26 protein-coding genes, 1 tRNA gene, 2 pseudogenes and 1 other annotated feature are annotated in these 26,090 nt (G+C 43.4%); of the genes and pseudogenes, 15 read left to right on the top strand and 14 right to left on the bottom strand.

What is annotated here, in order from left to right:
* The first annotated feature begins 11 nt into the window (after window positions 1-11).
* Window positions 12-665: a Uma2 family endonuclease gene (locus tag NLZ44_RS16150; protein ID WP_493753016.1), complete on the top strand. Its 654-nt coding sequence runs from the start codon at window positions 12-14 to the stop codon at window positions 663-665.
* Between the two features lie 78 nt (window positions 666-743).
* Here the strand turns inward: NLZ44_RS16150 and NLZ44_RS16145 are convergent, their stop codons facing one another.
* The 11 genes from NLZ44_RS16145 to NLZ44_RS16095 all read right to left on the bottom strand — a co-directional run bounded on the left by NLZ44_RS16145 (window position 744) and on the right by NLZ44_RS16095 (window position 11,972).
* Entirely contained in the window at window positions 744-1,880 is a 1,137-nt protein-coding gene (locus tag NLZ44_RS16145; RefSeq protein WP_493750461.1) for a hypothetical protein, read from the bottom strand.
* An 11-nt stretch (window positions 1,881-1,891) separates the two neighbouring features.
* Window positions 1,892-2,887, bottom strand: coding sequence for a P-loop NTPase family protein (locus NLZ44_RS16140; protein WP_006669001.1), 996 nt, complete (start codon window positions 2,885-2,887; stop codon window positions 1,892-1,894).
* 39 nt (window positions 2,888-2,926) lie between these two features.
* Entirely contained in the window at window positions 2,927-5,098 is a 2,172-nt protein-coding gene (locus tag NLZ44_RS16135; RefSeq protein WP_493750460.1) for a dynamin family protein, read from the bottom strand.
* A 349-nt stretch (window positions 5,099-5,447) separates the two neighbouring features.
* Window positions 5,448-5,660 (bottom strand): hypothetical protein, encoded by a 213-nt coding sequence (locus NLZ44_RS16130; protein ID WP_493750459.1) that lies wholly within the window; start codon window positions 5,658-5,660, stop codon window positions 5,448-5,450.
* Window positions 5,650-7,356 (bottom strand): DUF262 domain-containing protein, encoded by a 1,707-nt coding sequence (locus NLZ44_RS16125; protein ID WP_493750458.1) that lies wholly within the window; start codon window positions 7,354-7,356, stop codon window positions 5,650-5,652. Before NLZ44_RS16125 ends, NLZ44_RS16130 begins: the two co-directional genes overlap by 11 nt.
* Before the next feature lie 96 nt (window positions 7,357-7,452).
* On the bottom strand, window positions 7,453-7,605 hold the full coding sequence (locus NLZ44_RS16120; RefSeq protein ID WP_493750457.1) for a hypothetical protein: 153 nt from the start codon (window positions 7,603-7,605) through the stop codon (window positions 7,453-7,455).
* 192 nt (window positions 7,606-7,797) lie between these two features.
* Window positions 7,798-8,439 (bottom strand): alpha-ketoglutarate-dependent dioxygenase AlkB family protein, encoded by a 642-nt coding sequence (locus NLZ44_RS16115; protein WP_493750456.1) that lies wholly within the window; start codon window positions 8,437-8,439, stop codon window positions 7,798-7,800.
* A 327-nt stretch (window positions 8,440-8,766) separates the two neighbouring features.
* Window positions 8,767-9,663: an ABC transporter permease gene (locus NLZ44_RS16110; protein WP_048895310.1), complete on the bottom strand. Its 897-nt coding sequence runs from the start codon at window positions 9,661-9,663 to the stop codon at window positions 8,767-8,769.
* A gap of 320 nt (window positions 9,664-9,983) precedes the next feature.
* Window positions 9,984-10,943 (bottom strand): ABC transporter permease, encoded by a 960-nt coding sequence (locus NLZ44_RS16105; protein ID WP_493750455.1) that lies wholly within the window; start codon window positions 10,941-10,943, stop codon window positions 9,984-9,986.
* Between the two features lie 97 nt (window positions 10,944-11,040).
* Window positions 11,041-11,808 carry a proteasome-type protease gene (locus NLZ44_RS16100; RefSeq protein WP_111891058.1) on the bottom strand — a complete coding sequence of 256 codons (768 nt, stop codon included), beginning with the start codon at window positions 11,806-11,808 and terminating at the stop codon, window positions 11,041-11,043.
* Window positions 11,805-11,972, bottom strand: a complete 168-nt coding sequence (locus NLZ44_RS16095) for a hypothetical protein (protein ID WP_158536327.1) — start codon at window positions 11,970-11,972, stop codon at window positions 11,805-11,807. Before NLZ44_RS16095 ends, NLZ44_RS16100 begins: the two co-directional genes overlap by 4 nt.
* A gap of 438 nt (window positions 11,973-12,410) precedes the next feature.
* On the opposite strand from NLZ44_RS16095, the gene NLZ44_RS16090 reads away from it, so the two are divergent.
* Window positions 12,411-13,370 (top strand): RNA polymerase sigma factor, RpoD/SigA family, encoded by a 960-nt coding sequence (locus NLZ44_RS16090; RefSeq protein ID WP_048895481.1) that lies wholly within the window; start codon window positions 12,411-12,413, stop codon window positions 13,368-13,370.
* A gap of 75 nt (window positions 13,371-13,445) precedes the next feature.
* Complete coding sequence (gene mutT / locus NLZ44_RS16085; RefSeq protein WP_006622656.1) at window positions 13,446-13,862, top strand: 8-oxo-dGTP diphosphatase MutT; 417 nt, start codon at window positions 13,446-13,448, stop codon at window positions 13,860-13,862.
* 238 nt (window positions 13,863-14,100) lie between these two features.
* Here the strand turns inward: mutT and NLZ44_RS16080 are convergent, their stop codons facing one another.
* Window positions 14,101-15,288 carry a histidine kinase gene (locus NLZ44_RS16080; protein ID WP_493750454.1) on the bottom strand — a complete coding sequence of 396 codons (1,188 nt, stop codon included), beginning with the start codon at window positions 15,286-15,288 and terminating at the stop codon, window positions 14,101-14,103.
* Window positions 15,289-15,503: 215 nt separating this feature from the next.
* Between NLZ44_RS16080 and NLZ44_RS16075 the strand changes: the two genes are divergently transcribed.
* The 3 genes and pseudogenes from NLZ44_RS16075 to NLZ44_RS16065 all read left to right on the top strand — a co-directional run.
* Window positions 15,504-17,162: a DUF2079 domain-containing protein gene (locus NLZ44_RS16075; protein WP_493753015.1), complete on the top strand. Its 1,659-nt coding sequence runs from the start codon at window positions 15,504-15,506 to the stop codon at window positions 17,160-17,162.
* A 70-nt stretch (window positions 17,163-17,232) separates the two neighbouring features.
* Window positions 17,233-18,159: pseudogene (locus tag NLZ44_RS16070) on the top strand (RNA-guided endonuclease InsQ/TnpB family protein); the annotation flags it as partial.
* 887 nt (window positions 18,160-19,046) lie between these two features.
* Window positions 19,047-19,311, top strand: a pseudogene (locus NLZ44_RS16065) (zinc ribbon domain-containing protein); the annotation flags it as partial.
* A gap of 35 nt (window positions 19,312-19,346) precedes the next feature.
* On the opposite strand, the gene NLZ44_RS16060 reads toward NLZ44_RS16065, so the two are convergent.
* Together NLZ44_RS16060 and NLZ44_RS16055 are read right to left on the bottom strand one after the other, a co-directional pair.
* Window positions 19,347-19,595, bottom strand: coding sequence for a hypothetical protein (locus NLZ44_RS16060; protein ID WP_493750453.1), 249 nt, complete (start codon window positions 19,593-19,595; stop codon window positions 19,347-19,349).
* A 452-nt stretch (window positions 19,596-20,047) separates the two neighbouring features.
* Complete coding sequence (locus tag NLZ44_RS16055; RefSeq protein ID WP_493750452.1) at window positions 20,048-20,518, bottom strand: hypothetical protein; 471 nt, start codon at window positions 20,516-20,518, stop codon at window positions 20,048-20,050.
* 151 nt (window positions 20,519-20,669) lie between these two features.
* Between NLZ44_RS16055 and glyQ the strand changes: the two genes are divergently transcribed.
* From glyQ to rplL, 9 genes are all read left to right on the top strand, one after another.
* Entirely contained in the window at window positions 20,670-21,551 is an 882-nt protein-coding gene (gene glyQ / locus NLZ44_RS16050) for a glycine--tRNA ligase subunit alpha (protein WP_111891064.1), read from the top strand.
* 180 nt (window positions 21,552-21,731) lie between these two features.
* Window positions 21,732-22,118, top strand: a complete 387-nt coding sequence (gene rplS, locus NLZ44_RS16045; RefSeq protein ID WP_493750451.1) for a 50S ribosomal protein L19 — start codon at window positions 21,732-21,734, stop codon at window positions 22,116-22,118.
* 118 nt (window positions 22,119-22,236) lie between these two features.
* A tRNA-Trp gene (locus NLZ44_RS16040) sits at window positions 22,237-22,309 on the top strand.
* Between the two features lie 205 nt (window positions 22,310-22,514).
* Window positions 22,515-22,739, top strand: a complete 225-nt coding sequence (gene secE / locus NLZ44_RS16035; RefSeq protein WP_006622645.1) for a preprotein translocase subunit SecE — start codon at window positions 22,515-22,517, stop codon at window positions 22,737-22,739.
* On the top strand, window positions 22,736-23,407 hold the full coding sequence (gene nusG / locus NLZ44_RS16030) for a transcription termination/antitermination protein NusG (protein ID WP_493750450.1): 672 nt from the start codon (window positions 22,736-22,738) through the stop codon (window positions 23,405-23,407). The genes secE and nusG overlap by 4 nt, the downstream gene beginning before the upstream one ends.
* 3 nt (window positions 23,408-23,410) lie before the next feature.
* Complete coding sequence (gene rplK / locus NLZ44_RS16025; RefSeq protein ID WP_006622643.1) at window positions 23,411-23,836, top strand: 50S ribosomal protein L11; 426 nt, start codon at window positions 23,411-23,413, stop codon at window positions 23,834-23,836.
* Between the two features lie 96 nt (window positions 23,837-23,932).
* Entirely contained in the window at window positions 23,933-24,649 is a 717-nt protein-coding gene (gene rplA, locus NLZ44_RS16020) for a 50S ribosomal protein L1 (RefSeq protein ID WP_111892340.1), read from the top strand.
* Between the two features lie 186 nt (window positions 24,650-24,835).
* Window positions 24,836-25,008: a sequence feature (ribosomal protein L10 leader region), on the top strand.
* Window positions 25,009-25,068: 60 nt separating this feature from the next.
* Window positions 25,069-25,638, top strand: a complete 570-nt coding sequence (rplJ, locus tag NLZ44_RS16015) for a 50S ribosomal protein L10 (RefSeq protein WP_493750449.1) — start codon at window positions 25,069-25,071, stop codon at window positions 25,636-25,638.
* A 47-nt stretch (window positions 25,639-25,685) separates the two neighbouring features.
* On the top strand, window positions 25,686-26,090 hold the full coding sequence (rplL, locus tag NLZ44_RS16010; protein WP_493750448.1) for a 50S ribosomal protein L7/L12: 405 nt from the start codon (window positions 25,686-25,688) through the stop codon (window positions 26,088-26,090).

The following is a 26,090-nucleotide window of genomic DNA, read 5'->3' as shown; positions in this document are numbered from 1 at the left end:
GGATGATGAGCATGAATCCACTCTCTAATCTAATAGCCAGTGATACCTGGGTTCCTGCCACCTGGAATGAGTACCTGAGTGCTTTGGATGACCCCGCCCATGCTAAATCCAAAGGCTATTACAGCAATGGGCGAATGAGATTAGAAATGCAACTACCCGTAGGTTTTGACCACAGCAAACATCATGGAACTATTGCCCTTGCCATTAATCTCTATGGCATTGTGAAAGGCATTCCGTTCACGATTTTAGACAATTGTTCCTTCCGTAAACCGGGATATGCCGAATTTCAGCCCGATTTAGCGTATTATGTTGGCAACAAAGCAACCGCCATCCCTAGCGGCACGGATATTGTGAATCTGGAAGAGTATCCCGTGCCAGATTTGGTGGTGGAGGTGGCAAAATCATCCCTGCTTGACGATCGCACCGTTAAGCGAGTGCTGTATGAAGATGTCGGGATTGCTGAATATTGGATTGTGAACGTCGAAACTGGGGAAGTATTGGCTTATCAAATGAGCGATCGCGGGAGTCAGCGAATTGATATCTCTGTGATGTTTCCAGGACTAGAGATAGCCACCCTAGACCAAGCCCTGCAACGGAGCCGCAATCAAGACCAGTCACAAGTTGGAGCCTGGTTAATGGCGCAGTTTCAGTCCCCTGGAAATTGACATTTAACATGAGAATATAGCAACCCTAAACTGAGCAACGAAAGTTACTGCGATCGCCCTTAAATGTCTGGCGGTTATTTATTTTTGAATTTTATCGACAAACTCCTCGGCACGCTTTATTAAGGGTGAACCTTTTTGGGTAAATTCATTTAGATAATCTAGCATTTCTTTGATGAGTTTGTCTTCATTTTTGATGGTTTCTGCGTTTTGGGCGATCGTGTCGTTCTGTTGATCAATTTTTCCTTTATTTTGGTCAATTGTTTTTTCCTGACCATCAATTATTATGTCATTTTGTTCAATTGTCTCTCTTTGCATATTGGGAATATTAGTGTAGTATAGGTAATGTCCAACTATCCCAATTAATGAACCGATTACAAAAGCGATAATAATCGGCATCCATTTTTTCAGGGGAGAATCTTCTGGAGTTCTTTGATCATTTCTTCGAGAGGGCGGAGGAGGTGTCGGTAAACCCGAAGCAGGCGTAGAATCAGTTCCAGATTGCGGTTTTTGGGATTTTGAAGGTATATTAGTATCACGATTAGAAGAAGAAGATTGACGGCGAAAGTTGTCACTTTTATCATCCTCCCCAGGCAAGTCTATCCAGCCATCATCAGAAATTTGATCCGACAAACCTCGCCAAACTCGCTCTTCTTCAAGGCTGGATTTCGAGACCGTTGAGCCAACTACAACTAACATCCCGTCATGTTTCGGCAAAGCATATTTTTTCAGGTCGCCAATTAGCTCATCTTTTAGGGCGGATAAGTTGCCGATTTTCTCCGAATCAGCCGGGTTATTTTGCACGGACACAACGCCAATATTCTTAGGTTTTAAGAGGTCGAAGTTTACCGTAAACCCTTGCTCATTATTTTCCGAAATAACCGCTGGATCGACTTTCGCCGCTAACTCCCCATTTAATGCTTGAATCGCAAGCGATCGCAATATGGCTTCATCAGAATCTTGACCAACCCAGCCCGCCCACACAACCGAATTACAAATTTTGCGAGTTTGGTTATCGATGCGATTTTGCGATTTCAACGCCGTAACCAACAAAGATAACTGACCATTGGCACGATAAATAACCAGGGAAAAATAATCCCCATCCACCATTTTTAGCATTCGCTTAAAATTCTCCGGCAGATCGGAAATTTTCCTTTGATTTTGATCTAACCAGCAGTAGTCTTTAGAAATCCCACGGCTTTGTACATAAGTATCCATGTTTAATCCTCTTATAGTTTCAACCACTCTATTCCTTGAACAATCTCCGCTTCATCGTTTCTCGGTTCCGCAAAGCGACTCACCGCATTGATCAGCCGCTCATTATTTGACAGCCCCACCTGTTGACCCAAAAAATCGGGAATTATGGTGAATATAGAAGCCCGTCTCCTATCCAGATGTAATTTCAGCAAAAACCGCAATAGATACCGTAAAGGAACTTCCGTATTTTGCGGCTGATAGGGGTCGGTTGGCTGTGGTTTTCGATAGTAAAAAATTGGCTGTTCATCAATTTCTTCAAATCGTGAAAATACTACACTGCCAACGGTTTGTACTGGCGTAATCGCCACCGCCACTTTTGGCAATAAGTTCTCACTGGCAAACTGATTCAGCATTTTCTGATAACCCTCTCTCACCTTTCTAAATAACTCTGGGGGGTTTTTAATGTATTTTTCACATTTGACCGGTGCCAGGATTACCAGACGGGGTGAATCTAAATCCTTGTAGATATTTTTGAACAGATCATTTAATTGGGTTGGCTGATTAAACTTCTCATGGTATTTTCCCTCCCTTTCCATTAAAGGGGGGGTATTAATAGGAATCAACACCGCTACCGAGTCTCGAATCAAGTCTTTCACCTTGTTTTTGTGTTCATCTTCTTCTAACCATCCTCCTGGATAATCTTGGAAATTAATTTCTAAAACTGGAGCAGTTCCGGTTTGTCCAAACTCAAACTTAAATGATCGGGGTTTACTTTTCGTTCCGCTAACCCCATCTTGCACTTTAATACTACTGCTGGATTCCACCATACTTTTAAGTTCTTTGAGTCTTGTATCTAACTCAAATTTACTTTGTCCTACAGCCAGCAGTTGTAAATCCTGACTGACGTTATCAAACTGGTCATACATGGCTGCTAGTAAGCTAGTTTTACCTACACCACCCGGCCCCAGCATGGTGACATTTAGCTTTTGTAGTTCCTGGCGAAATGGGTTTTTCCAAACAGATGTCATTGACTATCCTCACAAAGTTACTCTGGTTTTTTGATGGTTCTACAAATTATTTAAGGATGCTTCTAAGTCATCGATATGACCATAAGCAGACTCTAAAAGTCTTGACCATTTTTGACTGGCATTACTTTGTTTTTGCAGGTTATCAAAATCTTCCCAAATCTGACCCCGCTTGCGGCGCAAAAATCGTTTCCATTCCTTCTTGGCGCTTTTGGCTCGGAGAACGCGATCGGCAAACTCTTCTACTATAGCAAAAGAGGCTTGGCTCGGTTCAGATAAAAATCCCTTCAAAGCATCTTCACAATTGTAAATTGTTTGTTGATACAGTTCGTTTAACTGGTCTAAAATATCTTGAGCCTTCACACCTTCTGTTTTCAATCCTGCGGTTTTATCCGGGGTTAACGGATCCAATTGCAAGCGAATCCGATGCTGAATTAATCCTCGATAAGAGAGATTAAATTCTGAGAGAATCTCAAACCCTTTTTTCAGTTCCGTATAGTCTGGCGGAATTTGACTAGCAACTTCCGCCAAAAACTCTTCCCCACTAACTTTTGCCAGCCCACCTAAATTGCATTTTTCCACTAAAACAGCAGCCACTTTATTTTTGGTGCGTTCAATGGTTTTTTTCAATCCTTTATCCATGTCCAGGAATTTTAGCGATAGATTGGTTCTCATTTCTATCAAATATTCACTGTAAGTGCTGGCGTAAGATTCCAGTCGGTTCCGACGTTTCTCTATTTCTTCAATCGTCGGCATTTCCACTTTCCGACAGGCTTCCAGTACCGTTTCAATTTGAGTTTTTAGGTTTTCATCTTGGTCTTCGCGAGTTTTAATCAGTTCCTTTTGCAAATCGGTCATTTCATTGGTTATATTCTCCCAAAAGTCCTCAAATAAATCCTCATACTCATTGGCTATTTCATCTTCATCGATATCTGGTAAGATTCCCTGGGCTAGTTGCAATTGCTGCTTTAATTCGGTGAGGCTGGCTTGCAAATCGGCGATTTTTTGTTGGGTATAATTCCGGTCTAGTTGCGTCACGTTCGATCGCAGATTATCCAGAACCGCCTGAAGCACTTTGTTATTTGCTTCTTCCTGGGAAGAACAGTCAGCAATCACACAATCTAACACGGGCATTTTCACCGTTTCAGAATCAATATCCCGTTTCAGAGAAAGGCAACTTTCCTGATTTTCCCCATTGCTATCCGCATTCAGTACCAATATAGACCGAGAGGGCAAATCGTTTAAGGCTTTATTCGCCAAAGCATATAATTGTGTATCATTCTGCTCGAAGTTTGCCCTGTCTTTGGAAGGTTTGCGAATAAACAGAATAAAATCCACTTCTTGAGCGAGGGCTTCAATCACTAAACTCTCATCTCCTAAGCGGAAATCCCCTAAACCGGGAACATCTACTAGAGCGATCGCCCCTATTTCATCCAGGGGAAACGGACAAGAGATTTTAACGTGCTTAACCGCCAAACATTGATGGTTAGTTAGTTGATAGTCCCGATTATATTTTGAGGCTACATAATCAGAAATCTGTGACTCGTCTTGAACAGTTAAAGAACCCCTCCCCAAGTATTCTTGATATTTCTTAGCATGGATATGATAATCGTCTTTCAAGCGGTTATAAATGTTAATGTCCGTTTGATCCGCCTTAGTGGGTAAAGTGGGAATCGCGCTATGGGCAAACTCTTCAAAAGAACGCGGCACCGGGGTCAATCCGAGTTTCTCGTAGTAGGGAATAATCACCTCTTTTAAAAAAGACTCGCGATCGTGAAATTGAATTTCGGCGGTGGTGGAATTTCCGGGTTGATGACAAATGGTGCTACGCGCTGCCGTGCAAGCCTTCCCCTGCATTGCCGGAATCACGTCATTTGTCAGCCCACTTAAACTCTGCAACAACGTGCTTTTGCCTTGTCCCATGCGCCCAATCACCCCAATATTAAGGGTTTGGCGGGAAAATCTGCCCTGGAGTCGGTGCAATGATGCGAGAGAAGAACGGGCAATTTGCTCAAATTGGGCAAAATCCAGATTTCGGAGTTTTTCCTGGGTTGCCGTATTCCCCGACCAATATTCAAGCTGGCGATCGCGTTCTTGTTCGCAACTCTGAATCAAACCATACAGCGATGATAAACCGGTTTCGATGTCTGCCAGCTTTTGGGCCAGAGGTTGACGTTGGGCAATAATACTCTGTATTTCTTGGCTTTTGTTCATGCCAATCTATCTATGATATTCAATGGTAAACTTTCTGGGATACTATAGCACAAAATATCCCCCAAGTCTCCGCAACCGGATTTCTTAATTAAATTTTCATATCCCATGCCCAAATCAGCACCTAAATCTAGTTGAGAGATGGGCGCGAGATGGTTTGGGACTAAGGCGATCGCCTCCCCAATATCTTAATGGCTATGATTTTACCATTCTAAAAGTTCAATTAATTCGGGGTTACACAACTTGGGAAGTTTTGAGGATTTGATATTGCCAAAGGTTCTGCATTTCACCTTTCATCAACAGCACGCCAGATATCCGATACCAAATCCCCCGTATACTGAGTTTAAATCATCTACTCTAATTCTCCCATTTGTTTTTCTAGGGATTGCCTCACCAACCCTAAAATATAGGGTAATTCCTCAAGAGATGCTAGAGCAAGTTCAACATCCCCATTAGCCCAGTGCCTCAAACCCGATACATCTCGGCCAATTCCCTTGGGATCATTAATTATAGGGGTGATCTTGTATCGTGTAACCTGATTTCTGAGGGTTAAGTTAATCACCATCAAGCACATCATATTCTAATTTTGGCGCAATCCAAACATCTAGCGCCATTTGAGAGAGTCGTTCTGCCCGTTGGAGAATAGCATTTTCATCCCACTGCTCAATCTGTCCCAACCCTTGATTCAACTTCAAGGGACTTTCTTTAAAGCCTTTTTCCATATCACGCTTCTCAAGAAAGGATTTATCACTATATTTCGAGTTGTATGCAGTCAGGGTTAGATTTCCCAGGGTATGCAAATAAGTTTTGTGAATACGTTGCCAGTCTGGACCCAGTGAATCCTTCCATGCAGGAGAAAGATTTTTATTCTGGGGCATAATATGTTCAATGGTGTATTCATCTACTGCTACTCGTTCTTTGCGATCGTGATTTTCCAACCGTCGCAGCCAGTAATTGTAATGGCGAACATTATAAAGGTCTTTGGTTTGCAGCGATCGCTTAAATTCATCATCATTAGGAAACCGTCGATAAGACGGCAGTACCAGAAAATTAGTCTGAATGCTTTCGAGATAGCGATCTTTTTTGATGGCTTTCGTAAAGTTAGCAAAAGTTTTGTTTAATGAATTAGCAGGAATACCACAAATCGCACGGCGAAAAACATAAGATTCCACCAGTCTAACCGCTTGCAAAAAATCTGTTATAGGCAACTCACCTGAAGCATAATCATGATACAGCTCTAAGAGGAATGGGTAAGTTACATCTACCCTTAATTCTTGCAGGTCTTGAAAGGCTAGTTTAAGTTCCGGGTTCTGCTCATAACCCAAAGCCATCGCACAGTAGTACCGAGCAAAGGTATGAATATCCTTGACCAACGCCTCCACACCCGCTTGATCAACTTGTGGCTCTCTTGAATAAGTTTTAAACTTTTCATACACGGCACTTTGCTTAGGAATACTACCAGTTTTTACCGTCAAAAAATGGCGAATAAAACTATCGAATTGTTCTCCATAAGCCTCCTGTCCAAACTCCACTTCCATAAGTCGCCAATACTTCTCATAAAGCCTGGTTTGAAGTTCGGGTTCAAGTCCCATCAGAATGTAATTACGGATTAAGTCTGCTTGGGTTAACTCACGACCCGTGGAGTTCATACTCTCAAAAATCAGTTGGGGATTGTCCTGTTCACGGCTCAGGGCAACATCTACCACCAGTAATTTCGCTAATCCTTTACAGATAGTCTCCAGATGGTTTTGAGACTCCTTAATGAGTGACTCAAATAGACTGAAATTTTGTGTGACCCGGATAGAAGAGTCTTTGGGCTGCTGGTCTTGGTCGAGAATGGCAATCAATGAAGATTTATCAGTTTGCGAGAGAATCAGCTTATAGTGTTTTTCTCCATCCTCTTCTGGATTAAGCAAATAATAGTTTCGCAATTTGCGCGGGGAAAACCCTTCCACGGGTTCAGTGTCCCCCAGGGCATTCGCCAGGGCTGCAATTATTAATGTTACTGTGGTTAGGCGTTGCTGTCCGTCAATAACTAGGAGGGGAGACTGACTAGAGACTTGATAAAGTCCTTTTTCAATATAGACAATAGAACCGAAAAAGTGAGAAGTGATTTCATTATTGGAGCCAGTACGCAGGATGTCACTCCACAACTCCCGACATTCTTTTTCTGTCCATGAGTAGGTACGCTGGTAAATCGGGATGGCGAACTGCGGTGACTTCTTAATAAAGGCGAGTAGCTTGGTTTCGGAGGCTTTCATTGGAGTAAGGGTAGATTTACTGGATAGGCTAGAACACAGGGGTGTTATTTCCAATCCCCTTTAAGTTAGCGATCGCACTGCGACTAAATTACTGGTTTAGCCATTTGACAAATAGGAGCGATCGCGTTCTTGTTCGCAACTCTGAATCAAACCATACAGCGATGATAAACCGGTTTCGATGTCTGCCAGCTTTTGGGCCAGAGGTTGACGTTGGGCAATAATACTCTGTATTTCTTGGCTTTTGTTCATGCCAATCTATCTATGATATTCAATGGTAAACTGTCTCGAATACTATAGCACGAAATATCCCCCAAGTCTCCGCAACCGGATTTCTTAATTAAATTTTCATATCCCATGCCCAAATCAGCACCCAAATCTAGCTGAGGGATGGGCGCGAGATGGCTGGGGGTTAAGGCGATCGCCTCCCCAATATCTTAATCGCTATGATTTTACCATTCTAAAAGTTAAATTAATTCGCGGCTCCACAACCCGGGAAGTTTTGGGGATTTGATGTTGCCAAAAGTGCTGTGTCTCCCCTTTCATTAACAGCAAACTACCGCTGGTTAAATCAATATTAAATTTCCGGTCTTTGCTGATTTTGTGCTTCCCAGAAAATCGACGGGTTCCCCCTAAGCTGACTGAGGCGATTATCGGATTTTTCCCTAGTTCGGGTTCATCATCGCTATGCCACGACATACTATCTTTTCCATCCCGATACAGATTAATTAGAACACTATTAAAAGTCACTTCCGCTATATCTTCAACCTGGGATTTGATTGATTTAAGTGTCGGGTTCCAGGGTTGTGCATGATGTTCGATCCCTGAATATGTATAGGATTTACCTTCATCTGCATACCAAGCTGTGAGTCTCGGTATGGGTCTGATTTTCCCAAATATTTTAATCTGTTCTTGTCTCCAATTAATGGATTTATACAACTCCCCAAATAAGCGATCGCTTTCTGCCAACGTCAAAAAATTGCCATACAATATGACCAAACCATCAGTATCAATAATCACTTGTTTGTCTAAATCATTCACTGAACCAGGATGGCTGATATCTCGCTGATTATCCCACAGTTTCATTTGCTGATATTACCCCCAAAAATTAATTACAGCCTGTTCAGAAATCATCTGATCACCTCTCAAAGTCCCTCTCCCTCTCTGGGATCCAGATTTAGGGTGAGGGCAATGTATTAAGCGACTGGTGAACAAGGTGTCAAAAATTAATTACAGCCTGTTCAGAAATCATCTGATCACCTCTCAAAGTCCCTCTCCCTCTCTGGGATCCAGATTTAGGGTGAGGGCAATGTATTAAGCGACTGGTGAACAAGCTGTAGTTAGAAATGCTGCCTTTATCTAATTACCGATATTTGGGCATAAACGCCGCTTTCCGGCTGCCAATTATCAGGATTAAAGCTGAGATTTGGGGTCGAGTGCATCTCGTAATCCATCGCCAATATAGTTGATACTAATCACTGTTAAAAAAATAGCTGCACCAGGGAATATAACCATGTGGGGGGCTGTTTCTATGTAGTTTTGGGCATCATATAACATCCTTCCCCAGGTGGGAATATCCGGGGGAAATCCTAACCCTAGAAAACTTAGGGTTGATTCCGTGATAATTGCTGTTCCTACTGATAGGGTCGCTGCGACAATAATCGGAGTCAGAACATTCGGGAGAATATGAACTAAAATTAAACGGTGAGGTTTAGCCCCGATCGCCTTAGCTGCTATCACAAAATCCATCTCTCTCGTTGACAAAAAACTTGCCCTCACCAACCGCGCTACAGACATCCAATTAAGTCCCCCGACTACTAATACAATTAAGATGAAAATTCCCGCTTCTGAACCGGCGATCGCTCTCATGGGTTCCCGAAATAGGTAAATTACTAATAATAAAATCGGCAGTTGCGGTAAAGCTAAAAATAAATCCGTGAATCGCATTAATACACTATCTAAAATCCCTCCATAAAATCCGGCGATCGCACCTACAGCAGTTCCTAAAGCGATCGCCACTAACATCGCCGCCAAACCCACCGCTAAAGAAATGCGTCCACCCCTCAGAATCCTCGCTAATTGGTCTTGTCCTAAATCATTAGTACCAAAGGGATGATTCCAACTAGGAGGTAACACAGAATTACCAAAATCAATCCGATCCGCTGGTGTCGTATAAATCATCGGACCCAACACAATAGACACTATAATCAGTAGCAACACACAGCTACCAATTACCGCCATTTTATCCCGACGAAATCTCACCCATATATCTAACAATACACTGCGGGTTTTCAACACATCATTATTCATATCACCTTTGATTTTTGTTGGATTTTGGGCCCATTCATTGATTAATCTTGATTTGATCTTATCAAGTTGATGTTTTCGTCAATTAAAAAAAAATTGTTCATCCAGATCATGGCTGAGGGTTGACAAGTGCCGGGAGCTAATGATAGTATATTGACATATTCGTTACATAATCGAGTATTAACATAAATAAAAATTTTGCAACTATTCCCATTATCTAAAATGATATCACAAGTCAAGCCAAAAAGCCACCAACCCCCACCAAAAAAAATTTTCGCAACAATTCTTAACACAACTTAACATAACTTAACAATCATCCGGGACTATTTATACTGAACTCGAGGGTCTAAAAATCCATAGAGTATATCAGCAATGAGGTTAAAAAACACGACCAAAACCGCATAAACAAAGGTAATACCCATGACGACTGGGGTATCACTACGATAAATAGAATTGACCAAAAGCGCGCCAATTCCGGGGACTCTAAACACCTGTTCTGTAACCAATGCGCCCGTAAAAATTTCCGGGATATTTAAGGCCATTAAAGTGATAACAGGAATTAAAGCATTGCGTAAGATATGAAAGTTAATCACCTGAAAATCAGGTAATCCTTTAGCGTGTGCGGTCCGGACATAATCGCGGTTTAACTCCTCCAAGATAGCCGACCTAATAAATCGCATTAACACGGCTGACTGAAATAATGCTAATACAGAAATTGGCATGATTGACTGTTGAATCTGTTGCCATAATGTAGATAAATTAGTGACCTGTAGGTTACTATTATATATAAACGGCAACCAGTTGAGATTCACACTAAAGATGATAATAAATAACAGACCCGTAAAAAAGGGGGGTAGTGAGAATCCCAAAAAAGCGAAGGTAGTAGCTACTTGGTCAAATAGTGAATAGCGCTTGATGGCGGAAATGATACCCAAGGGAAAAGCGATAATGACTGCTAAGATATACGCAGAACCAGCTATCCAGATGGTGGTTGGTAGTCGTTGGCTAATTAGCTCACTGACAGGAACTAGGCTGGTAAAAGAGTAGCCCATATCCCCTTGTAAAAATGACCAAGCCCACTTAAAATACCGAATCAGTATCGGTTGATCTAAACCAAGCGATCGCCTAATATTTTCGCGAACTTCCGCCGTAATAGAAGGGTTAGAGGCGAACTCTCCCATAGGGTCGCCGGGGGCTAATGCCAAGACTAGAAATAATACAACACTGATAGCTATCAAAGTAGGGATAGCAGTTAATAGGCGATTAATAATATATCTAGTCATCGGTTAAGGGTTTGATGATGGATCAGATAGATTGAGTGATATCGACAAGGTAAGCCTGGGGTGAGGTTTACCTTGTCTGAGGGATATTGTTCCCAACTTAGTCAATCAGAATATCCTCAGAGGATTGATCTTCCCGGTGTTGCCAGTTGATACTGGGAATGTGTTCAAAAGCCTGTTTAAGGGAGTCTTCCCACATTTTACGAATTTTGGCTAGGTAGGGGTCTCCGAGACGCAGACGCAGCCAGTTATCAATTACAAAAGTATCTCGTTCATACATAGCCAGATTGATAGGGGGACCCACAGAGATATTAGACTTCATGGTAGAGTCAATAGACAAAAGGGCGCATTTAGCCGCCGCCTCTAATTGGGTATCAAAACTGAGGGTACGATCTAAAATGGGTTTACCATATTTGGTCTCTCCAATTTGTAGGAAGGGGGTGTCCTTGGTGGCATGGATGAAGTTGCCTTGATTATAGATCAGGAATAGGGCGGGGTCTTGACCTTTAATCTGACCAGCTAACAGTAAGGTGCAACTAGCATCAATGCTATGCTTTTTGAGCCAGGCTTCATCAAATTCTTGCATTCGCCGCAGTTGACCACCCACATAACGAGCCACATCATACATGGATTCGAGGTTATGGAGATTTTGATTGTCGTTAAATTTGAGGTCTTTATCCAGGGTGCTGATAATTCCCTGGGTGATAGATAGATTTCCGGCGGTAGAGAGTAAAATCACTCTTTCCCCAGGATTAGAAAAATCAAATAGTTTGCGATAGGTAGAAATGTAATCAACTCCTGCGTTGGTGCGGGAGTCGGCGGCCATTACAAAGCCGGAGGAGGTAATTATACCGAGACAGTAGGTCATAAGGGGAGGAAGTGATAACGGCATATTGACATTCCCCGCGCTTCATGGAGACGGGGATGATTAGGATTGGTAGGGTGCGTCAGATTGAGAAAAATAACCGGAAAACCGAAAAAAATCAACAACTGACGCACCTTACAGACAGACCCAGTTGACTGAGATTTCATTGCTGGCCACCTCTATAGGGTGGGGCTTTAAACTCAAAATTATTGGTCACTTCTGACGATACCTCACTATCGAACTTAGAAACAATGCAGCTTGTGGCTGACTACTCCCTGGGACGAATATGGCGAGGGGGCTAAAATTATCTGATCTTGAGCCGATTTTGTTTTCCATGATGCAATTGCCGGATTGATTACGGGCTACCCTCAAAACAATTGATTTGCCAAATTAGAAAAATTCAATCGAAAAAAGGATGGTCATTTGGTCTCATAAATGTTAACATTCGTAACATAACGTTGAGTAATGTAAACGCCTTGGCGTTGATCAAGGCTGGGCTAATAAAAGTGCCTGGCTGCTACATCGGAGAAAAGCGTGATTGCCCGTCGCTTTTATTTCCAGTTCAAGTTATGGGCTTAATTTGTCAGAGCTATCGGGGAGATGCCATGAAAACTGCTAAAACCTCGGACACAGATTCGGTGCGGGCCTACCTGCGAGAAATTGGTCGTGTTCCTCTGCTGACCCATGAACAAGAAATTGTCTATGGTAAACAGGTACAACAGGCAACTTTATTGCAGGAAAAACGCAATGAGTTGGCTAAACAATTAGGCTATGAACCTACTGAGGCTCAATGGGCCGAATTAGTTAACTTGTCTGTGGCACAATTGCAACATATCTTGCATCAGGGTCAATTAGCCAAGCGTAAGATGGTAGAAGCTAATCTGCGTCTGGTGGTCTCTGTGGCCAAAAAGTATATCAAGCGCAATGTGGATCTGCTCGATCTCATTCAGGAAGGTACTATCGGGATGCAGCGCGGAGTCGAAAAGTTCGATCCTACTAAGGGTTATCGGTTCTCTACCTATGCCTATTGGTGGATTCGACAAGCAATTACCCGCGCGATCGCTGAAAAAGGCCGTACTATTCGCTTGCCCATTCATATCACAGAAAAACTTAATAAAATCAAAAAGGCACAGCGTCAACTTGCACAACAGTTAGGCCGAGCAGCTACTATGAATGAATTGGCTGCTGAGTTGGATCTCACTCCTAAGCAAATTCGTGAGTATCTCGAAAAATCACGTCTTCCTTTATCTCTGGACCTGCGGGTTGGTGATAATCAGGATACCGAATTGGTTGACCTTTTGGAAGATACCAGCAACTCCCCTGATGAGTTTGCTCTTAATTCTTCTTTGCGATCAGATTTAGAATCTTTGATGACTGATCTTACTGACCAGCAACGACAGGTTTTAGCTCTGCGCTTTGGTTTGGATGATGGACAGACTTTAACTCTCGCTAAAATTGGCGATCGCCTTAATATCAGTCGTGAACGAGTCCGACAGATTGAACGGGAGGCTTTGACTAAACTTCGTAAGCGTAAGCAGGATGTTAATGATTACCTAGCTAGTTAATAATCTACTTCTTTTGATTCTACTCTGGGGAAATCAACCATTTCCCCAGTTGTTTTCACTATCACTCCATCTCTCATGTCTCAACTATTATCTGCTTTTCCCCATAAGTCTATTGGTGTTGCTGTGATCTGGAACGATGACGGACAGATTTTGATTGATAAACGTCTTCCTCAAGGTGCTATAGGCGGACTTTGGGAGTTTCCTGGTGGTAAAATTGAACCCGGTGAAACTATCCAAGATTGTATCCGACGCGAAATTTATGAGGAAATTGGTATTGCGATCGCTGTCCAAGACCATCTGATCACTGTTGAACATTCCTATAGCGATTTTCGGATTACACTTGAGGTCTATAACTGCACTCATCTCTACGGAGTACCTCAAACACTAGAATGCCAAGAAATTCGCTGGGTCACTTTGGCAGAAATTGATCAGTTTTCCTTTCCTCAAGCTAATCAGAAGATTATTACCGCTCTCCGACAGCTACATTGTTAAGTTTTGTAACGGAAAATTAAGAAATGTTAAAATTTTTGCTTTTTTTGGGGGAGGGGTAGCTTTTTGGCACGGGTTGCGGTACTATTTTTATATAATTGGATGGTTGCACTTTTTTTATTTTTGCCAATATTCAATTATTCAGTGTATTGTCAATATTATACCGCCAATCCCCGCCCCTGTCAACCCCCCAAATCGGGAATTTTCGGGTTAAAATTGAACAAAAAATCAACAATTCCACTTAAAAGCTAGGGTAAGTTTCATAGACAGGTAGGGTAAAGTGAAAACAGCTACCGCCGGTGGAAGAGGTGGAACTGACCCAAATCTGACCATAGTGAGCATGGATAATTCTCTGACAGAGAGATAAACCAATACCATAACCATCCTGGGACTCATCGCGTTCGAGACGGAAGTGCTCCTGAAAAATGCGATCGCGATTTTCTTCAGGGATACCAGGGCCACTGTCACAAATACTGACCTGTATTTTTTGGGTAGTGCGATGCAAGACAGACACCCAAATAGTTCCGCCCTCTGGGGTATATTTAATCGCATTATCCAACAAATTAACAATAACTTGACGAATCCGTTCGCGATCGGCATAGACAGAAGGGGTATCAGTAGGTAAATCAGTTTTGAGTTCCAGAGATTTGGCCTGTAACTGATCATGAAACTCTGGTAGTATCTCGTGAAAAAATGCCAACAGTGACAATGGCAAAGGTTGCAGTTGTAACCGAGAACTCTGACCCGTTGCAGCCCTTAATATATTAGTAATCATCCTATCGATCTGACGGATCTGAGTACGAGCTTGTTGGATTAAGCGAGATTTGAGAGCCGGTGTAAATTTCTTAGAGTTAGCCACACCAGCCATTTGGCTATTTTCCAAAGTTTCCAAAGCCAGAGAGGCGGCGGTCAAAGGGCTACGGAGGTCGTGAGCCAAAATTTCAATAATGCGATCCTTAAAACTTACCTGTTGTTGCAATTGTTCTTTTTCTTGCTTGAGGCGGAACACCTCATCACTAAGTCGGATCAGTTCAGCAATATAGTTCAGGTCAGCAACAGAGCGATAATTTTTAACTGAACCGTTCACCTCAAATGGCTGCTGACTGCGATACTGTTCAAGAGATTGCTGCCACCGTAGCCAAAATTCATTAAGCTGCTTAACAATATCAGTACCCGCTAGAATATGTCGGGGTGAGGGGTGAATTTTGACCAAAGCCGGGGTCGCAACTAACTTAAAGTGTTCGGCTAGATAGGGTTGCTCTCCCACATCAATAATTTGCAAATCAAATCTGTCCTCAGATTTAAGGACTTCGAGATATTCACATATTTGTTGGACTTGCTCTCTGGAGCTAGGGCGACCATCGACAAACAGCAAAAGCTGTAAGCATTCTTCAGAGTTGGTCTTGCTATGGGTAGTTCCGACTTCCATGAATGACTTTCAAGGGGGACAAAAGACCTGATCAATTCGACACTGCTGCTGGAATATGAAGGGCTAGAGGATGATACTAGCGCTTACTTGTTGACTCAATTTAATATCTGCTTTAGATTCTAGCCTGTGATTTGACATCATGGCTAATCAAGTTGACCCCTACCTGCCCTAAATATGAGATATTAATCATTTGAGCTAATTAAGATGGAGTGGTTATCTTGGTCAACTGGCATAAAAACCCGTCCCTGAAACTGTTGCTAGGTAGTGCGATCGCATTTTTTGGCATCTGTATGGTTTTGTTACTGCACCGCTACTTCACCTTTTATGCTTCCTATGATCAGGGCATTTTTAACCAAGTCTTCTGGAATGGTATCCACGGCCGTTTTTTTCAGAGTTCCCTATCTTCCGCCCTGTCTACTAATGTTGTCCACCAAGGCCAGTTCCCCGACGTTTCCTATCACCGCCTCGGACAACACTTTACCCCCGCTTTGCTGCTATGGCTACCCCTGTACGCAATCTTTCCCTCTCCTGTCACCCTCAGCGTGTTACAGGTAACTTTGGTCACCGCTGCGGGTTTAGTTCTTTACCTCCTAGCCAGACAATATTTAGAACCGCCTCTATCTGCCTTAATTGTAGTTAGTTTTTATGGCGCTAATGCCGTTATCGGTCCCACTTTAGCTAATTTCCACGATGTCAGCCAAATTCCTTTATTTGTGTTTACCCTTCTCTTGGCTATGGAGAAGGGTTGGTGGTGGTTATTCTGGATATTTTCCGTTTTAATTTTAGGCGTGCGAGAAGATGCGGGCGTGGTTTTATTTGGGGTGGGAGTTTATATGATTCTCAGCCACAGATTCCCCCGCCGTGGCTTGATTGTCTGTGTTCTCAGTTTCGGTTATATGCTGGTTTTAACTAATCTGATTATGCCCTTGTTTTCGGCGGATATCTCCCAGCGTTTCATGATGGAACGGTTTGGTCAATACGCCGAGGGAGATGAAGCCTCCACTTTACAAATTATTTGGGGAATGGTCAGTAATCCCTTGCGGTTTATTCAGCAGTTATTTACTCCCTTTGGTCGTACTGTTACATATCTTTTCGGTCAATGGTTGCCTTTGGCTTTCATTCCCGCGATCGCTCCCGGTTCTTGGATGATTGCAGGCTTTCCTTTATTAAAGTTATTTTCCGCTCAGGGAATGTCCGTTTTGGCTATTACAATTCGCTACGCTATGACCGTAGTTCCCGGATTGTTTTATGGTAGTATTTTGTGGTGGTCTAAACAACAAGAAAAATCCCCCGAAGCTGAGTTGCCTTCTCCCAAATTCCGACGTTTTTGGGTAGCTTGTATCTGTCTGTCTTTGATATTTACGGTAACTTCTAATCCCAATCGAACTCTGTATTTTTTAATCCCTGATTCCATTCAACCTTGGGTTTATGTTTCTTTGGCTGAACAATGGCCAAGGTCTCAAAATATGCGATCGCTTTTAGCCCAAATTCCCCCAGATGCTAGTGTGGCGGGGACTACTTATTTAATTCCTCATCTGTCCAGTCGCCGCGAGGTTTTACGCTTCCCTCTGTATCAATTAATCAATGATCAGGGTCAGTTGGTGGCTATGGATTATATTATTGCTGATTTGTGGCAACTTCAACGCTATCAGGTCGCTTTTAGTGGCGATCGTGATGCTTTACGTGCGATCGTCGAAACTACCGATCGCTTGACTTCTACTCAAGAATATGGTATTTTGCATTTCCATAATGGCTTGCTTTTAATGCGCCGAGGTGTCACTTCTAATCCTGATGCTATCGAAGCCTGGGGGGAATTTAGACAAGAGGTTATCAAGAAACTGGGTCTCAAACCCCGTCCTTCTAGGACGGCTTGAATTGTAAATTTGTGTGGCAATATCGAATATTTTGTGCTGATGGCGTTAGCCTAAGATAGGAGGTAAAGCCATGCTAGTTTTTGAGTTCAAAACCTACGGAAAACCAAGTCAGTTCATTGCAGTAGCTGAGGCAATTCGTACAGCACAGTTGGTCCGCAATAGCTGTTGGCGCTATTGGATGGATAATCCTCAAAAGAATAAGTACGATTTGAACAAATACTGTGCGGTGCTGACAGCAACTTTTCCATTTGCCGACGAACTCAATTCTCAAGGGAGACAAGCCAGTGCGGAAAGAGCTTGGTCAGCTATCTCTCGATTCTATGAAAACTGCAAGAAGAAGATTCCCGGTAAAAAGGAATATCCGAAGTTTCAGAAAGATTGTCGCTCAGTTGAATATAAATCAAGCGGCTGGAAACTTGCAGACGACAGAAAATCAATAACTTTCACAGATAAAAAAGGAATTGGTAAACTCAAAATCAAAGGTACACGCGATTTACACTTTTACCAAGTCAGCCAGCTCAAACGGGTCAGACTGGTGAAACGTGCTGATGGTGTGTACGTTCAATTCTGTATTAACGTTGACAGGAAAGAAAACACAGCGCCGACAGGCAATACCATTGGCTTAGACGTTGGACTGAAAGAGTATTACACCGATTCAAACGGAGTCACCGTTGAAAATCCTAAATTCCTGAGAAAAGGCGAACGTCTCTTAAAACGTAGTCACCGTCGCGTATCGAAGAAGGTTAAAGGTTCAAAAAACAGAGGCAAAGCTAGACAGATTCTAGGTAAACACTATCTCCAAATAAGTAGGCAACGTAAAGACCATGCTGTGAAGTTGGCAAGGTGCGTAGTTCAGTCAAACGACTTGATAGCCTACGAAGATTTGAGAATTAAAAATATGGTGCAGAATCATTGTTTAGCTAAGTTTATCAACGACGCTTCTTGGTATCAATTCCGTGTCTGGCTTGAATACTTTGCTAAAGTATTTGAAAGAGTGCGAGACGTTTAGGAGTGAAATAGGGCTGCGATGCCCGAAATAACCTCCTAGAGGGGATTCAACCACCCCTTAACTGTTTATATGTTCCAACGCTTGGGGCTGACACCAAGCAAGGCAGGAGACTCAAGGTCAATCCCATTTTAAGAAATCGCAATTCACCGTCCAGGTATACCTAGGAGGAGTATTAAACCCACTTGGGGCGATTATGGGAAAGAGTAACGGCGATAGCCACCCCCAGTTTGAGGATACACAACCCTGGGACTGAAGCGGGGAACGGAAGGCGTGAAGTAGAACCTACTACCAAAAGCGACCACTGCCAACCATCCATGATTAGGGAAACCGAATGTCCGGCTTGAACCATCGTCAACACTTAGTAGCGAAATAGGTTGATACGCTGCGTTCAAAAGAATAAGGGGAAAAGTGGGGGGTTCTTTCACTACCCAGAAACAACGAAAGTTGTGCACAGACCTTTAAAGTACCCCGGTGGACAGGACAAATCTAAAAGATGGAATGCCCGTATAAACGGAACGTTTAAACCCCTTTTAGGTTCTCGGCAAGTAAATCTTGTAGAGTAGTGAAAAGTGTAAACGTATACCTTTAAGGGGAAAGGATGTGACTGAAAGCTAATGCCTAACTGTAATGGTTAGGATATGCCCACTAGTCACGGTGTGGATATAGAGACTGCAATAAATAGGAGTATAGTGGCGAAAGCGAGTTTAAAGACTACGTGTTGCATAAAGCTCCAAAAGTTGAAGTCATAAAGCGAGGGGTCGTAACCTTGTTCCTACTGACAATAGGGTATCCACATCAGGAGCCGTGTGATGTGAAAATATCAAGCACGGTTTTGAATTGGAGTTGGGGAAGGTGACTTCCCTTTCGACCATAACGTAACGGTTGCGGTAAATCCGCAATACACTAGCCAAGAATGCTCTAACTGCGGTGCAATTGTGAAGAAAACGCTATCCACAATCCGCGCACGTTTGTAAGTGTGGTTGCTCAATGGATAGGGATGAAAACGCAGCTAGAAATATTCGGAGTCGAGGATTGAGTACGGTAGGGCATACCGGAACTTTCGGTGTGCCGAGCAACGCTTTGGGAGACAAGTCCTCTACTGTTGTTGGAGAAATCCTGCATCAGCAAGTCGTGTCGTAGAACAAAGAATCCCCGTGCGTTCACGCCGGGGAGTGTCAATAGTTAACTGTCCGACAAAGATACTTCCCAAAACTGTTGGGTTCAAATTTCGCCTGTTTTCCATCTGAATCTACCCGGAGGCGATCGCGACAATTATAAATCCACTCTCCCTGTGCTACCCCGTCAATACTCAGTTTCGCCCTATATTCCCAATGATATTTGGCGCTGCGTTTAAGGCTAATTATACATATCTGGTGATTATCGATCATTCGACATATCGCCGCCTCTGACACTGGTACTATCATCACTGACAATAAACCAAACCACACTAAACCTAAGACTATCAATCTCATCAAACCACCCTCTTCGAGACTCTCCCTATACCTGTACTCAGGTTAGCGATCACAGGAAAACAGGGGCAGGATTTTTCTGGCATATCAGTTACTCTCAATTCTTAACAAACTTACGAAAATCAAAACTATCCCCAGCTATACATTAGCTAAACTTAACTAAGTCCGCCCATTTTTGCCAAATTTAGTGTTACCTAAGATACGCCTATTGAGTAGAAATTAATAAACTAGCCAAAAAGAGAAACCGGGTTAATCGCCGAGGGTATCCCAGGCTTTGCATCTAGCTGGTCTGACCACACATCATCGAGGATAGCTATAGTATCATCCGAGGGTTTTACGAGGGTTATATAGCAATTTGCGGCTTATTTATTAATAGTATTAGCCACTAATTCAAATAATACAATTATTCAATCCAAACGGAGCGCATCCGTAGGCAAATCGCCGCCATGTCGCTCAGTAGTAAAGGACTCAATTCTGCCTTCAAAAGAGTTAAAAATCACCCGAATTTCATCATAAGCCACAGCAGTAGAAACCCCTCTGGGTGTCCGACAATTAACCTGAAGTAGCCAGCGAAAACCGTCAACATCCTGATAATAACTTTTGCCACAATCAAAGCCAATAAAGCCTTCGATCGCCAATTGATTTAATCCAGCGATACCCATGGGGCTACCAAGTATGGCATCAATAGTATCACGGGTTTCCTGTTGATTTAGCCTGCGCCATACTATATCGCTGCTAGTATTCTGAGCCAGGATGATATCTTCAGAAAAACCAGGGTTTATTTGACCAGGAGCCGGACTCGCAAAAGTTGCTAATAATCCCGCCAGCCACAGCATTTTACAGCCTTTCCAAACCGACAAGTAATGTGTAGCAGCCATAATTTTATCTCTCCATAATTGTTGCCAGACTCATCTTATCATCAAAGCAGCAATAGTCGAGGGACAGTTGTGGGAAGTTGGGAAGGGTGAAATAATGAGGATGATATTTGATACAATTGTGGGGGACACCTTAGTTATCAATAATTTACCAGTGAACTTTCAATCAGTTATTGCCACCCTGAACCAATTTTGGAGCGATCGCGGTTGTTTAATTGCCCAACCCTATGATACCGAAAAAGGGGCAGGAACCATGAGCCATCATACATTTCTACGGGCGATCGGTCCAGAACCGTGGTCTGTGGCGTATATAGAACCCTGTCGCCGCCCTACAGATGGACGTTATGGGGAGAACCCTAACCGCTTTCAACATTATTATCAATATCAGGTACTAATCAAGCCTTCTCCCAACAATATCCAAGAGATTTATTTAGACTCTTTGCGGGTACTAGGAATCAATCCCGAAGACCATGATATTAGGTTTGTCGAGGATAACTGGGAGTCACCCACTTTAGGTGCTTGGGGTGTAGGTTGGGAAGTGTGGTTAGATGGTATGGAAATTACTCAGTTTACCTACTTCCAACAATGTGGAGGAATTGATTGTCGTCCGGTTTGTATTGAAATCACCTATGGATTAGAAAGGCTGGCGATGTATTTGCAAAATGTAGATGCTATTGTCAAAATTGCTTGGACTGATGAGATTAACTATGGTGATATTCATCTACAGGGGGAAATAGAACAATGTACCTACAATTTTGAAGCATCTAACCCGGAGTTACTGTTTAATTTATTCTCGTTGTATGAACAGGAAGCGGAACAGTTGATTGATCAAGGTTTAGTTTTACCGAGTTTAGATTACGTCCTCAAGTGTTCCCACAGTTTCAATCTATTAGATGCTAGGGGGGTAATTGCGGTGACTGAACGTACTAGATATATTGGCAGAATTCGGAATCTGGCGCGTCGGGTGGCTCACTGTTATTTGGAACAGCGAGAAGGTCTGGGTTTTCCCCTCCTCAAATCTCCTCAAGCGGCTTGAAATTCCTCCGAGTCATGCCAGATAGGTATAGAGACAAGTCCAGCCTTGTCCCTTCCCTAGGGTTAATTTCATGGTGTAGGGGGTAGGGGTTGATGTGATCCGGGAAAATCCTTGTCGGTTGGGTTGAAAAAATGACCAAAGGATGTCATAATGAGAGATTGTGAGTTTTAAACGATTGCCATGCAAGCCCAGGAAATTATCCGCGCCATTGAGCAAGAAGAGATCGAGAGTATCAAAACCAACGTCCAAAAAGAGAGTATCCCTAAAATCTATGTAGGAGATACGGTGAAAGTAGGTGTGAGAATCACTGAAGGTGGAAAGGAAAGGATTCAGCCCTATCAAGGGACGGTAATCGCTATGCGTAATGGTGGTATCAACGAAACTATCACCGTCCGTCGTATTTTCCAGGGGGTTGGGGTAGAACGGGTGTTCTTGCTCCACTCACCCCGGATTGCTAGTATTAAGGTAATCATGAGAGGGAAAGTCCGTCGGGCTAAATTGTACTATCTTCGCGATCGCGTTGGGAAAGCGACGCGAGTTCCTCAGCGTTTTGATCGTCCTCTGTAAGTCCCTTCCGGTGAAGGTTTCCGACAAAAACTTCAAATTTCCACAAAAAGCACTTGCATCTATCAAGACACCGTGCTATACTAGCAAACGGTTATGGCATAAAAGCCCCATGCAGGGTGCGTCCTTAGTTCAGTTGGTAGAACGCAGGTCTCCAAAACCTGATGTCGAGGGTTCAAGTCCTTCAGGGCGCGTTAACTAAGCAAAAGTGAACCAGGTTAAGTTGTTGTTAACCTGGTTTTTGCTAATGAAAGCGGGCGACATCAATTAACTAAAACTCAAAAAGTATTAGGGCAATGTTTCAGTATGGCACTGAGGATGTTACAATAAGTAGTTTGAGCCAGCGTGCCGCAGTTGTTAAAATCGACTGTTAAGTTAAAAATCACGAGGGGGAAAGCTGTGTCAAAGAAAGAAGAAGCAGGGATTCAGGAAGTCCCGAAGGGGTTTAGTGTTGGTGGTTTTTTGAAAGAAACCAAGGAAGAGCTAGATAAGGTGGTCTGGCCGACTCGCCAGCAACTGCTGAGTGAATCGGCGGGAGTCTTGTTAATGGTAATGCTTTCAGCAACACTAATCTATTTAATAGATAACTTCTTTCGTTGGTCGTCGGGGCAGGTATTTGGATGACTTTTGGATCAGATGAGTCAGAACAACTCAATGTAATGTCTGAAATAGACAGTGAGCCAGAATATGCGCCAGGACAAGTCCGCTGGTATGCTGTTCAGGTAGCATCTGGCTGCGAAAAGCGGGTGAAACTGAACTTAGACCAACGGGTTCAAACTCTGGATGTGGCTGACCGGATTCTCAAAGTGGAGATTCCCCAGACTCAGGCGATTAAACTCCGTAAGGATGGCAGTCGCCAGCATAGTCAGGAAAAAGTATTTCCGGGCTATGTGTTAATCCAGATGAAACTCAACTGGAATAATGAGTTAAACCAGTGGGATGTTGACGATGAGGCTTGGCAGGTTGTCAAAAATACCCCTCATGTGATTAACTTTGTCGGGGCAGAGCAGAAACGTCACTCCGGGCGAGGGCGGGGCCATGTTAAACCCCTGCCATTAAGTCCATCAGAAGTTGATCGGATTTTCAGACAAACCCAGCAACAGGAAGCTGTTGTGAAGGTAGAGATGGCGAGTGGGGATCATATCCTGGTGCTATCTGGCCCGTTCAAAGACTTTGAAGGGGATGTCATTGAAGTGAGCCCGGAACGTAATAAGCTCAAGGCCTTACTGTCGATTTTTGGACGAGACACGCCAGTGGAATTGGAGTTCAATCAGGTTGAAAAGCAGGGCTAACAAATGGCAAAGAAAGTTGTAGCAGTTATCAAGTTAGCAATTAACGCGGGAAAAGCAAACCCGGCTCCCCCCATCGGCCCAGCTTTGGGTCAGCATGGGGTGAACATCATGATGTTTTGCAAGGAGTATAACGCCAAAACTGCGGATAAGGTGGGTTTGGTGATTCCGGTAGAGATTTCGGTTTATGAAGATCGAAGTTTTACTTTTGTCCTCAAAACTCCGCCAGCGTCAGTGCTGATTAAGAAAGCGGCCGGAATTGAAAAAGGTTCAGGTGAACCGAACCGGGTTCGAGTGGGAACAATTAACCGCAGCCAGTTGCGAGAAATCGCAGAGGTGAAAATGCCGGACCTGAATGCGAATGATTTGGAAGCTGCCATGAAAATTGTGGAAGGGACAGCCCGTAATATGGGTATTGCTGTCGCGGATTAATTTAGGTAGCTAAGAAAAAAATTTGAGCCAACCCAATTGTTGAATTGACATATTGGGGGAGAAGTTTAACTTCGTTATTGACCCCAGGAGGAAATCATGCCAAAAAAAGTATCGCGTCGATTAAAAGAACTTCAACAAAAGGTTGAAGATAGACTTTATGAACCCCTAGAGGGCCTGCAACTACTCAAGGAAACGGCAACGGCTAAGTTCTCGGAGTCGGTAGAAGCCCACATTCGTCTTGGTATTGACCCGAAATATACGGATCAGCAACTGAGAACAACGGTGACACTGCCGAAAGGAACGGGACAAGAGGTGCGGGTGGCTGTTCTGGCTAAAGGTGATAAGGTGGCTGAAGCCCAAAGCGCCGGGGCGGACTTGGTGGGGTCAGATGATCTGATCGCAGAAATTCAGAAAGGAATGCTGGATTTTGACAAGTTAATCGCTACACCGGATATGATGCCCCAGGTGGCTAAGTTGGGTCGTTTGTTGGGTCCAAAGGGTTTGATGCCTTCCCCGAAGGGTGGTACGGTGACTATGGATTTAACTCAGGCGATCGCTGAATTTAAGGCAGGAAAACTGGAGTTTCGGAGCGATCGCACCGGGATTGTCCACGTGATGTTTGGAAAGGTATCTTTCTCAGCGGAAGACCTGCTGGTTAACCTGTCGGCGTTACAAGAATGTATTGACCGTAACCGTCCCTCTGGGGCTAAGGGTCGCTATTGGCGGAGTGTTTATGTCTGTAGCACTATGGGTCCAGCGATTCAGTTAGATATCAATGCTTTGCGGGATCTGAAAATCGCGGAAGCTGCATAGGGAAAGGGAATCTGTAGGCTACAGAAACTCCGGGCGAGAAGTGGACAGGGAGGAGGGTTGGTACTCAAATATACTCATCCCTGCTCCCTGCTGCTGATTTCCCCGAAAATAACTTTTTGCTTGACAACATACACGAATAGTGTAATAATGTTTAATTGTGCAATTAAGCACTGTAGCCCACTTATAATTCTAAAGATCTGATAACCGAAGACAGCAGGCGCAACTGGCTTAATATCCTGCCGAGGTTAAGGTATTAAAGATTTTAACGGTGAATTAAAGGCTAATTATGCCTTGAGTTCTAACGGATAATTTTTATTCCTTTACCCGGCTTGGTGAGTTCCGGGTTTTTTAATGCCAATTTGTCTTCTGTTTGACCCATTAGGGATTGGGCGTTCATCAAATACGGAGGTTCAACAGGAATGGGAAGAACCTTAGCCCAAAAGGAAAACATTGTTGTAGATATCCAGAAGCAGTTAAGCTCCGCTCAACTGACTTTGGTGATTGACTACACTGGGCTGTCTGTTTCCCAAATTACTGACTTGCGGAACCGCCTTCGGGAAACGGGTAGTGTCTGCAAAGTCACGAAAAACACCTTGATGCAGAAAGCGGTTGAAGGGGATGAAAACTGGAAACCGATGGAGAAATTCCTCAACGGTAGTTCAGCGTTTATCTTCATTCAAGACGATTTTGGTACTGCGATTAAAGCGTATCAGGCTTTTCAAAAGGAAAGCAAAAAAACTGAGCTACGCGGCGGGGTGATGGAAGGTCGGGCTTTGAGTCCTGATGACATCAAAGCTATTACAGAACTTCCCACCAAGGAAGAACTCATGGCTCGTATCGCGGGAGCGATCAACTCTATTCCTACCAAGGTGGCGGTTGGAGTCAATGCAGTTCCCACGAAGCTGGCGGTTGGTATCAAAGAGGTTCCGGCTTCTCTGGTGCGCGCTATCAAGGCTGTATCCGAAAAAGACGATTCCCAGGCGGCTTAAATCGCTTTTCAATTGTTTGTTATTTATTACTTGTTGAGGGTTAACCCATGTCTGAAAAAACTGATCAAATTTTAGAACAACTCAAATCTTTGAGCCTGTTAGAAGCATCTGAGTTGGTTAAGCAAATTGAGGAGGCTTTTGGCGTTGATGCTTCGGCTTCTGCTGGCGGCGGTATGATGATGATGGCTGCTCCTGGTATGGCGGCTCCTGGTGCGGAAGCGGCGGCGGAAGAAGAAAAAACTGAGTTTGATGTGATTCTGAGTGAGTTCCCCGCTGATAAGAAAATCGCGGTTCTGAAAGTAGTTCGTAGCATTACCGGTTTGGGTCTGAAGGAAGCTAAAGACTTGGTAGAAAGTGCTCCTAAAGCTATTAAGGAAGCTACCACCAAAGAAGATGCGGAAAGCATTAAGAAACAACTAGAAGAAGCTGGCGCTAAAGTGGAAGTTAAGTAA

The organism is Arthrospira sp. PCC 9901 (assembly GCF_059013425.1).
This window is presented reverse-complemented; position numbering and strand designations above follow the sequence as displayed.

Excerpts from the sequence above, each read along its gene's own strand:
- NLZ44_RS16150 (WP_493753016.1), top strand. The coding sequence starts at position 12 with ATGAATCCACTCTCTAATCTAATAGCCAGTGATACCTGGGTTCCTGCC.
- NLZ44_RS16145 (WP_493750461.1), bottom strand. The coding sequence starts at position 1,880 with ATGGATACTTATGTACAAAGCCGTGGGATTTCTAAAGACTACTGCTGG.
- NLZ44_RS16140 (WP_006669001.1), bottom strand. The coding sequence starts at position 2,887 with ATGACATCTGTTTGGAAAAACCCATTTCGCCAGGAACTACAAAAGCTA.
- NLZ44_RS16135 (WP_493750460.1), bottom strand. The coding sequence starts at position 5,098 with ATGAACAAAAGCCAAGAAATACAGAGTATTATTGCCCAACGTCAACCT.
- NLZ44_RS16130 (WP_493750459.1), bottom strand. The coding sequence starts at position 5,660 with ATGGTGATTAACTTAACCCTCAGAAATCAGGTTACACGATACAAGATC.
- NLZ44_RS16125 (WP_493750458.1), bottom strand. The coding sequence starts at position 7,356 with ATGAAAGCCTCCGAAACCAAGCTACTCGCCTTTATTAAGAAGTCACCG.
- NLZ44_RS16120 (WP_493750457.1), bottom strand. The coding sequence starts at position 7,605 with ATGAACAAAAGCCAAGAAATACAGAGTATTATTGCCCAACGTCAACCT.
- NLZ44_RS16115 (WP_493750456.1), bottom strand. The coding sequence starts at position 8,439 with ATGAAACTGTGGGATAATCAGCGAGATATCAGCCATCCTGGTTCAGTG.
- NLZ44_RS16110 (WP_048895310.1), bottom strand. The coding sequence starts at position 9,663 with ATGAATAATGATGTGTTGAAAACCCGCAGTGTATTGTTAGATATATGG.
- NLZ44_RS16105 (WP_493750455.1), bottom strand. The coding sequence starts at position 10,943 with ATGACTAGATATATTATTAATCGCCTATTAACTGCTATCCCTACTTTG.
- NLZ44_RS16100 (WP_111891058.1), bottom strand. The coding sequence starts at position 11,808 with ATGACCTACTGTCTCGGTATAATTACCTCCTCCGGCTTTGTAATGGCC.
- NLZ44_RS16095 (WP_158536327.1), bottom strand. The coding sequence starts at position 11,972 with ATGAAATCTCAGTCAACTGGGTCTGTCTGTAAGGTGCGTCAGTTGTTG.
- NLZ44_RS16090 (WP_048895481.1), top strand. The coding sequence starts at position 12,411 with ATGAAAACTGCTAAAACCTCGGACACAGATTCGGTGCGGGCCTACCTG.
- mutT (WP_006622656.1), top strand. The coding sequence starts at position 13,446 with ATGTCTCAACTATTATCTGCTTTTCCCCATAAGTCTATTGGTGTTGCT.
- NLZ44_RS16080 (WP_493750454.1), bottom strand. The coding sequence starts at position 15,288 with ATGGAAGTCGGAACTACCCATAGCAAGACCAACTCTGAAGAATGCTTA.
- NLZ44_RS16060 (WP_493750453.1), bottom strand. The coding sequence starts at position 19,595 with ATGATAGTACCAGTGTCAGAGGCGGCGATATGTCGAATGATCGATAAT.
- NLZ44_RS16055 (WP_493750452.1), bottom strand. The coding sequence starts at position 20,518 with ATGGCTGCTACACATTACTTGTCGGTTTGGAAAGGCTGTAAAATGCTG.
- rplS (WP_493750451.1), top strand. The coding sequence starts at position 21,732 with ATGCAAGCCCAGGAAATTATCCGCGCCATTGAGCAAGAAGAGATCGAG.
- nusG (WP_493750450.1), top strand. The coding sequence starts at position 22,736 with ATGACTTTTGGATCAGATGAGTCAGAACAACTCAATGTAATGTCTGAA.
- rplK (WP_006622643.1), top strand. The coding sequence starts at position 23,411 with ATGGCAAAGAAAGTTGTAGCAGTTATCAAGTTAGCAATTAACGCGGGA.
- rplA (WP_111892340.1), top strand. The coding sequence starts at position 23,933 with ATGCCAAAAAAAGTATCGCGTCGATTAAAAGAACTTCAACAAAAGGTT.
- rplJ (WP_493750449.1), top strand. The coding sequence starts at position 25,069 with ATGGGAAGAACCTTAGCCCAAAAGGAAAACATTGTTGTAGATATCCAG.
- rplL (WP_493750448.1), top strand. The coding sequence starts at position 25,686 with ATGTCTGAAAAAACTGATCAAATTTTAGAACAACTCAAATCTTTGAGC.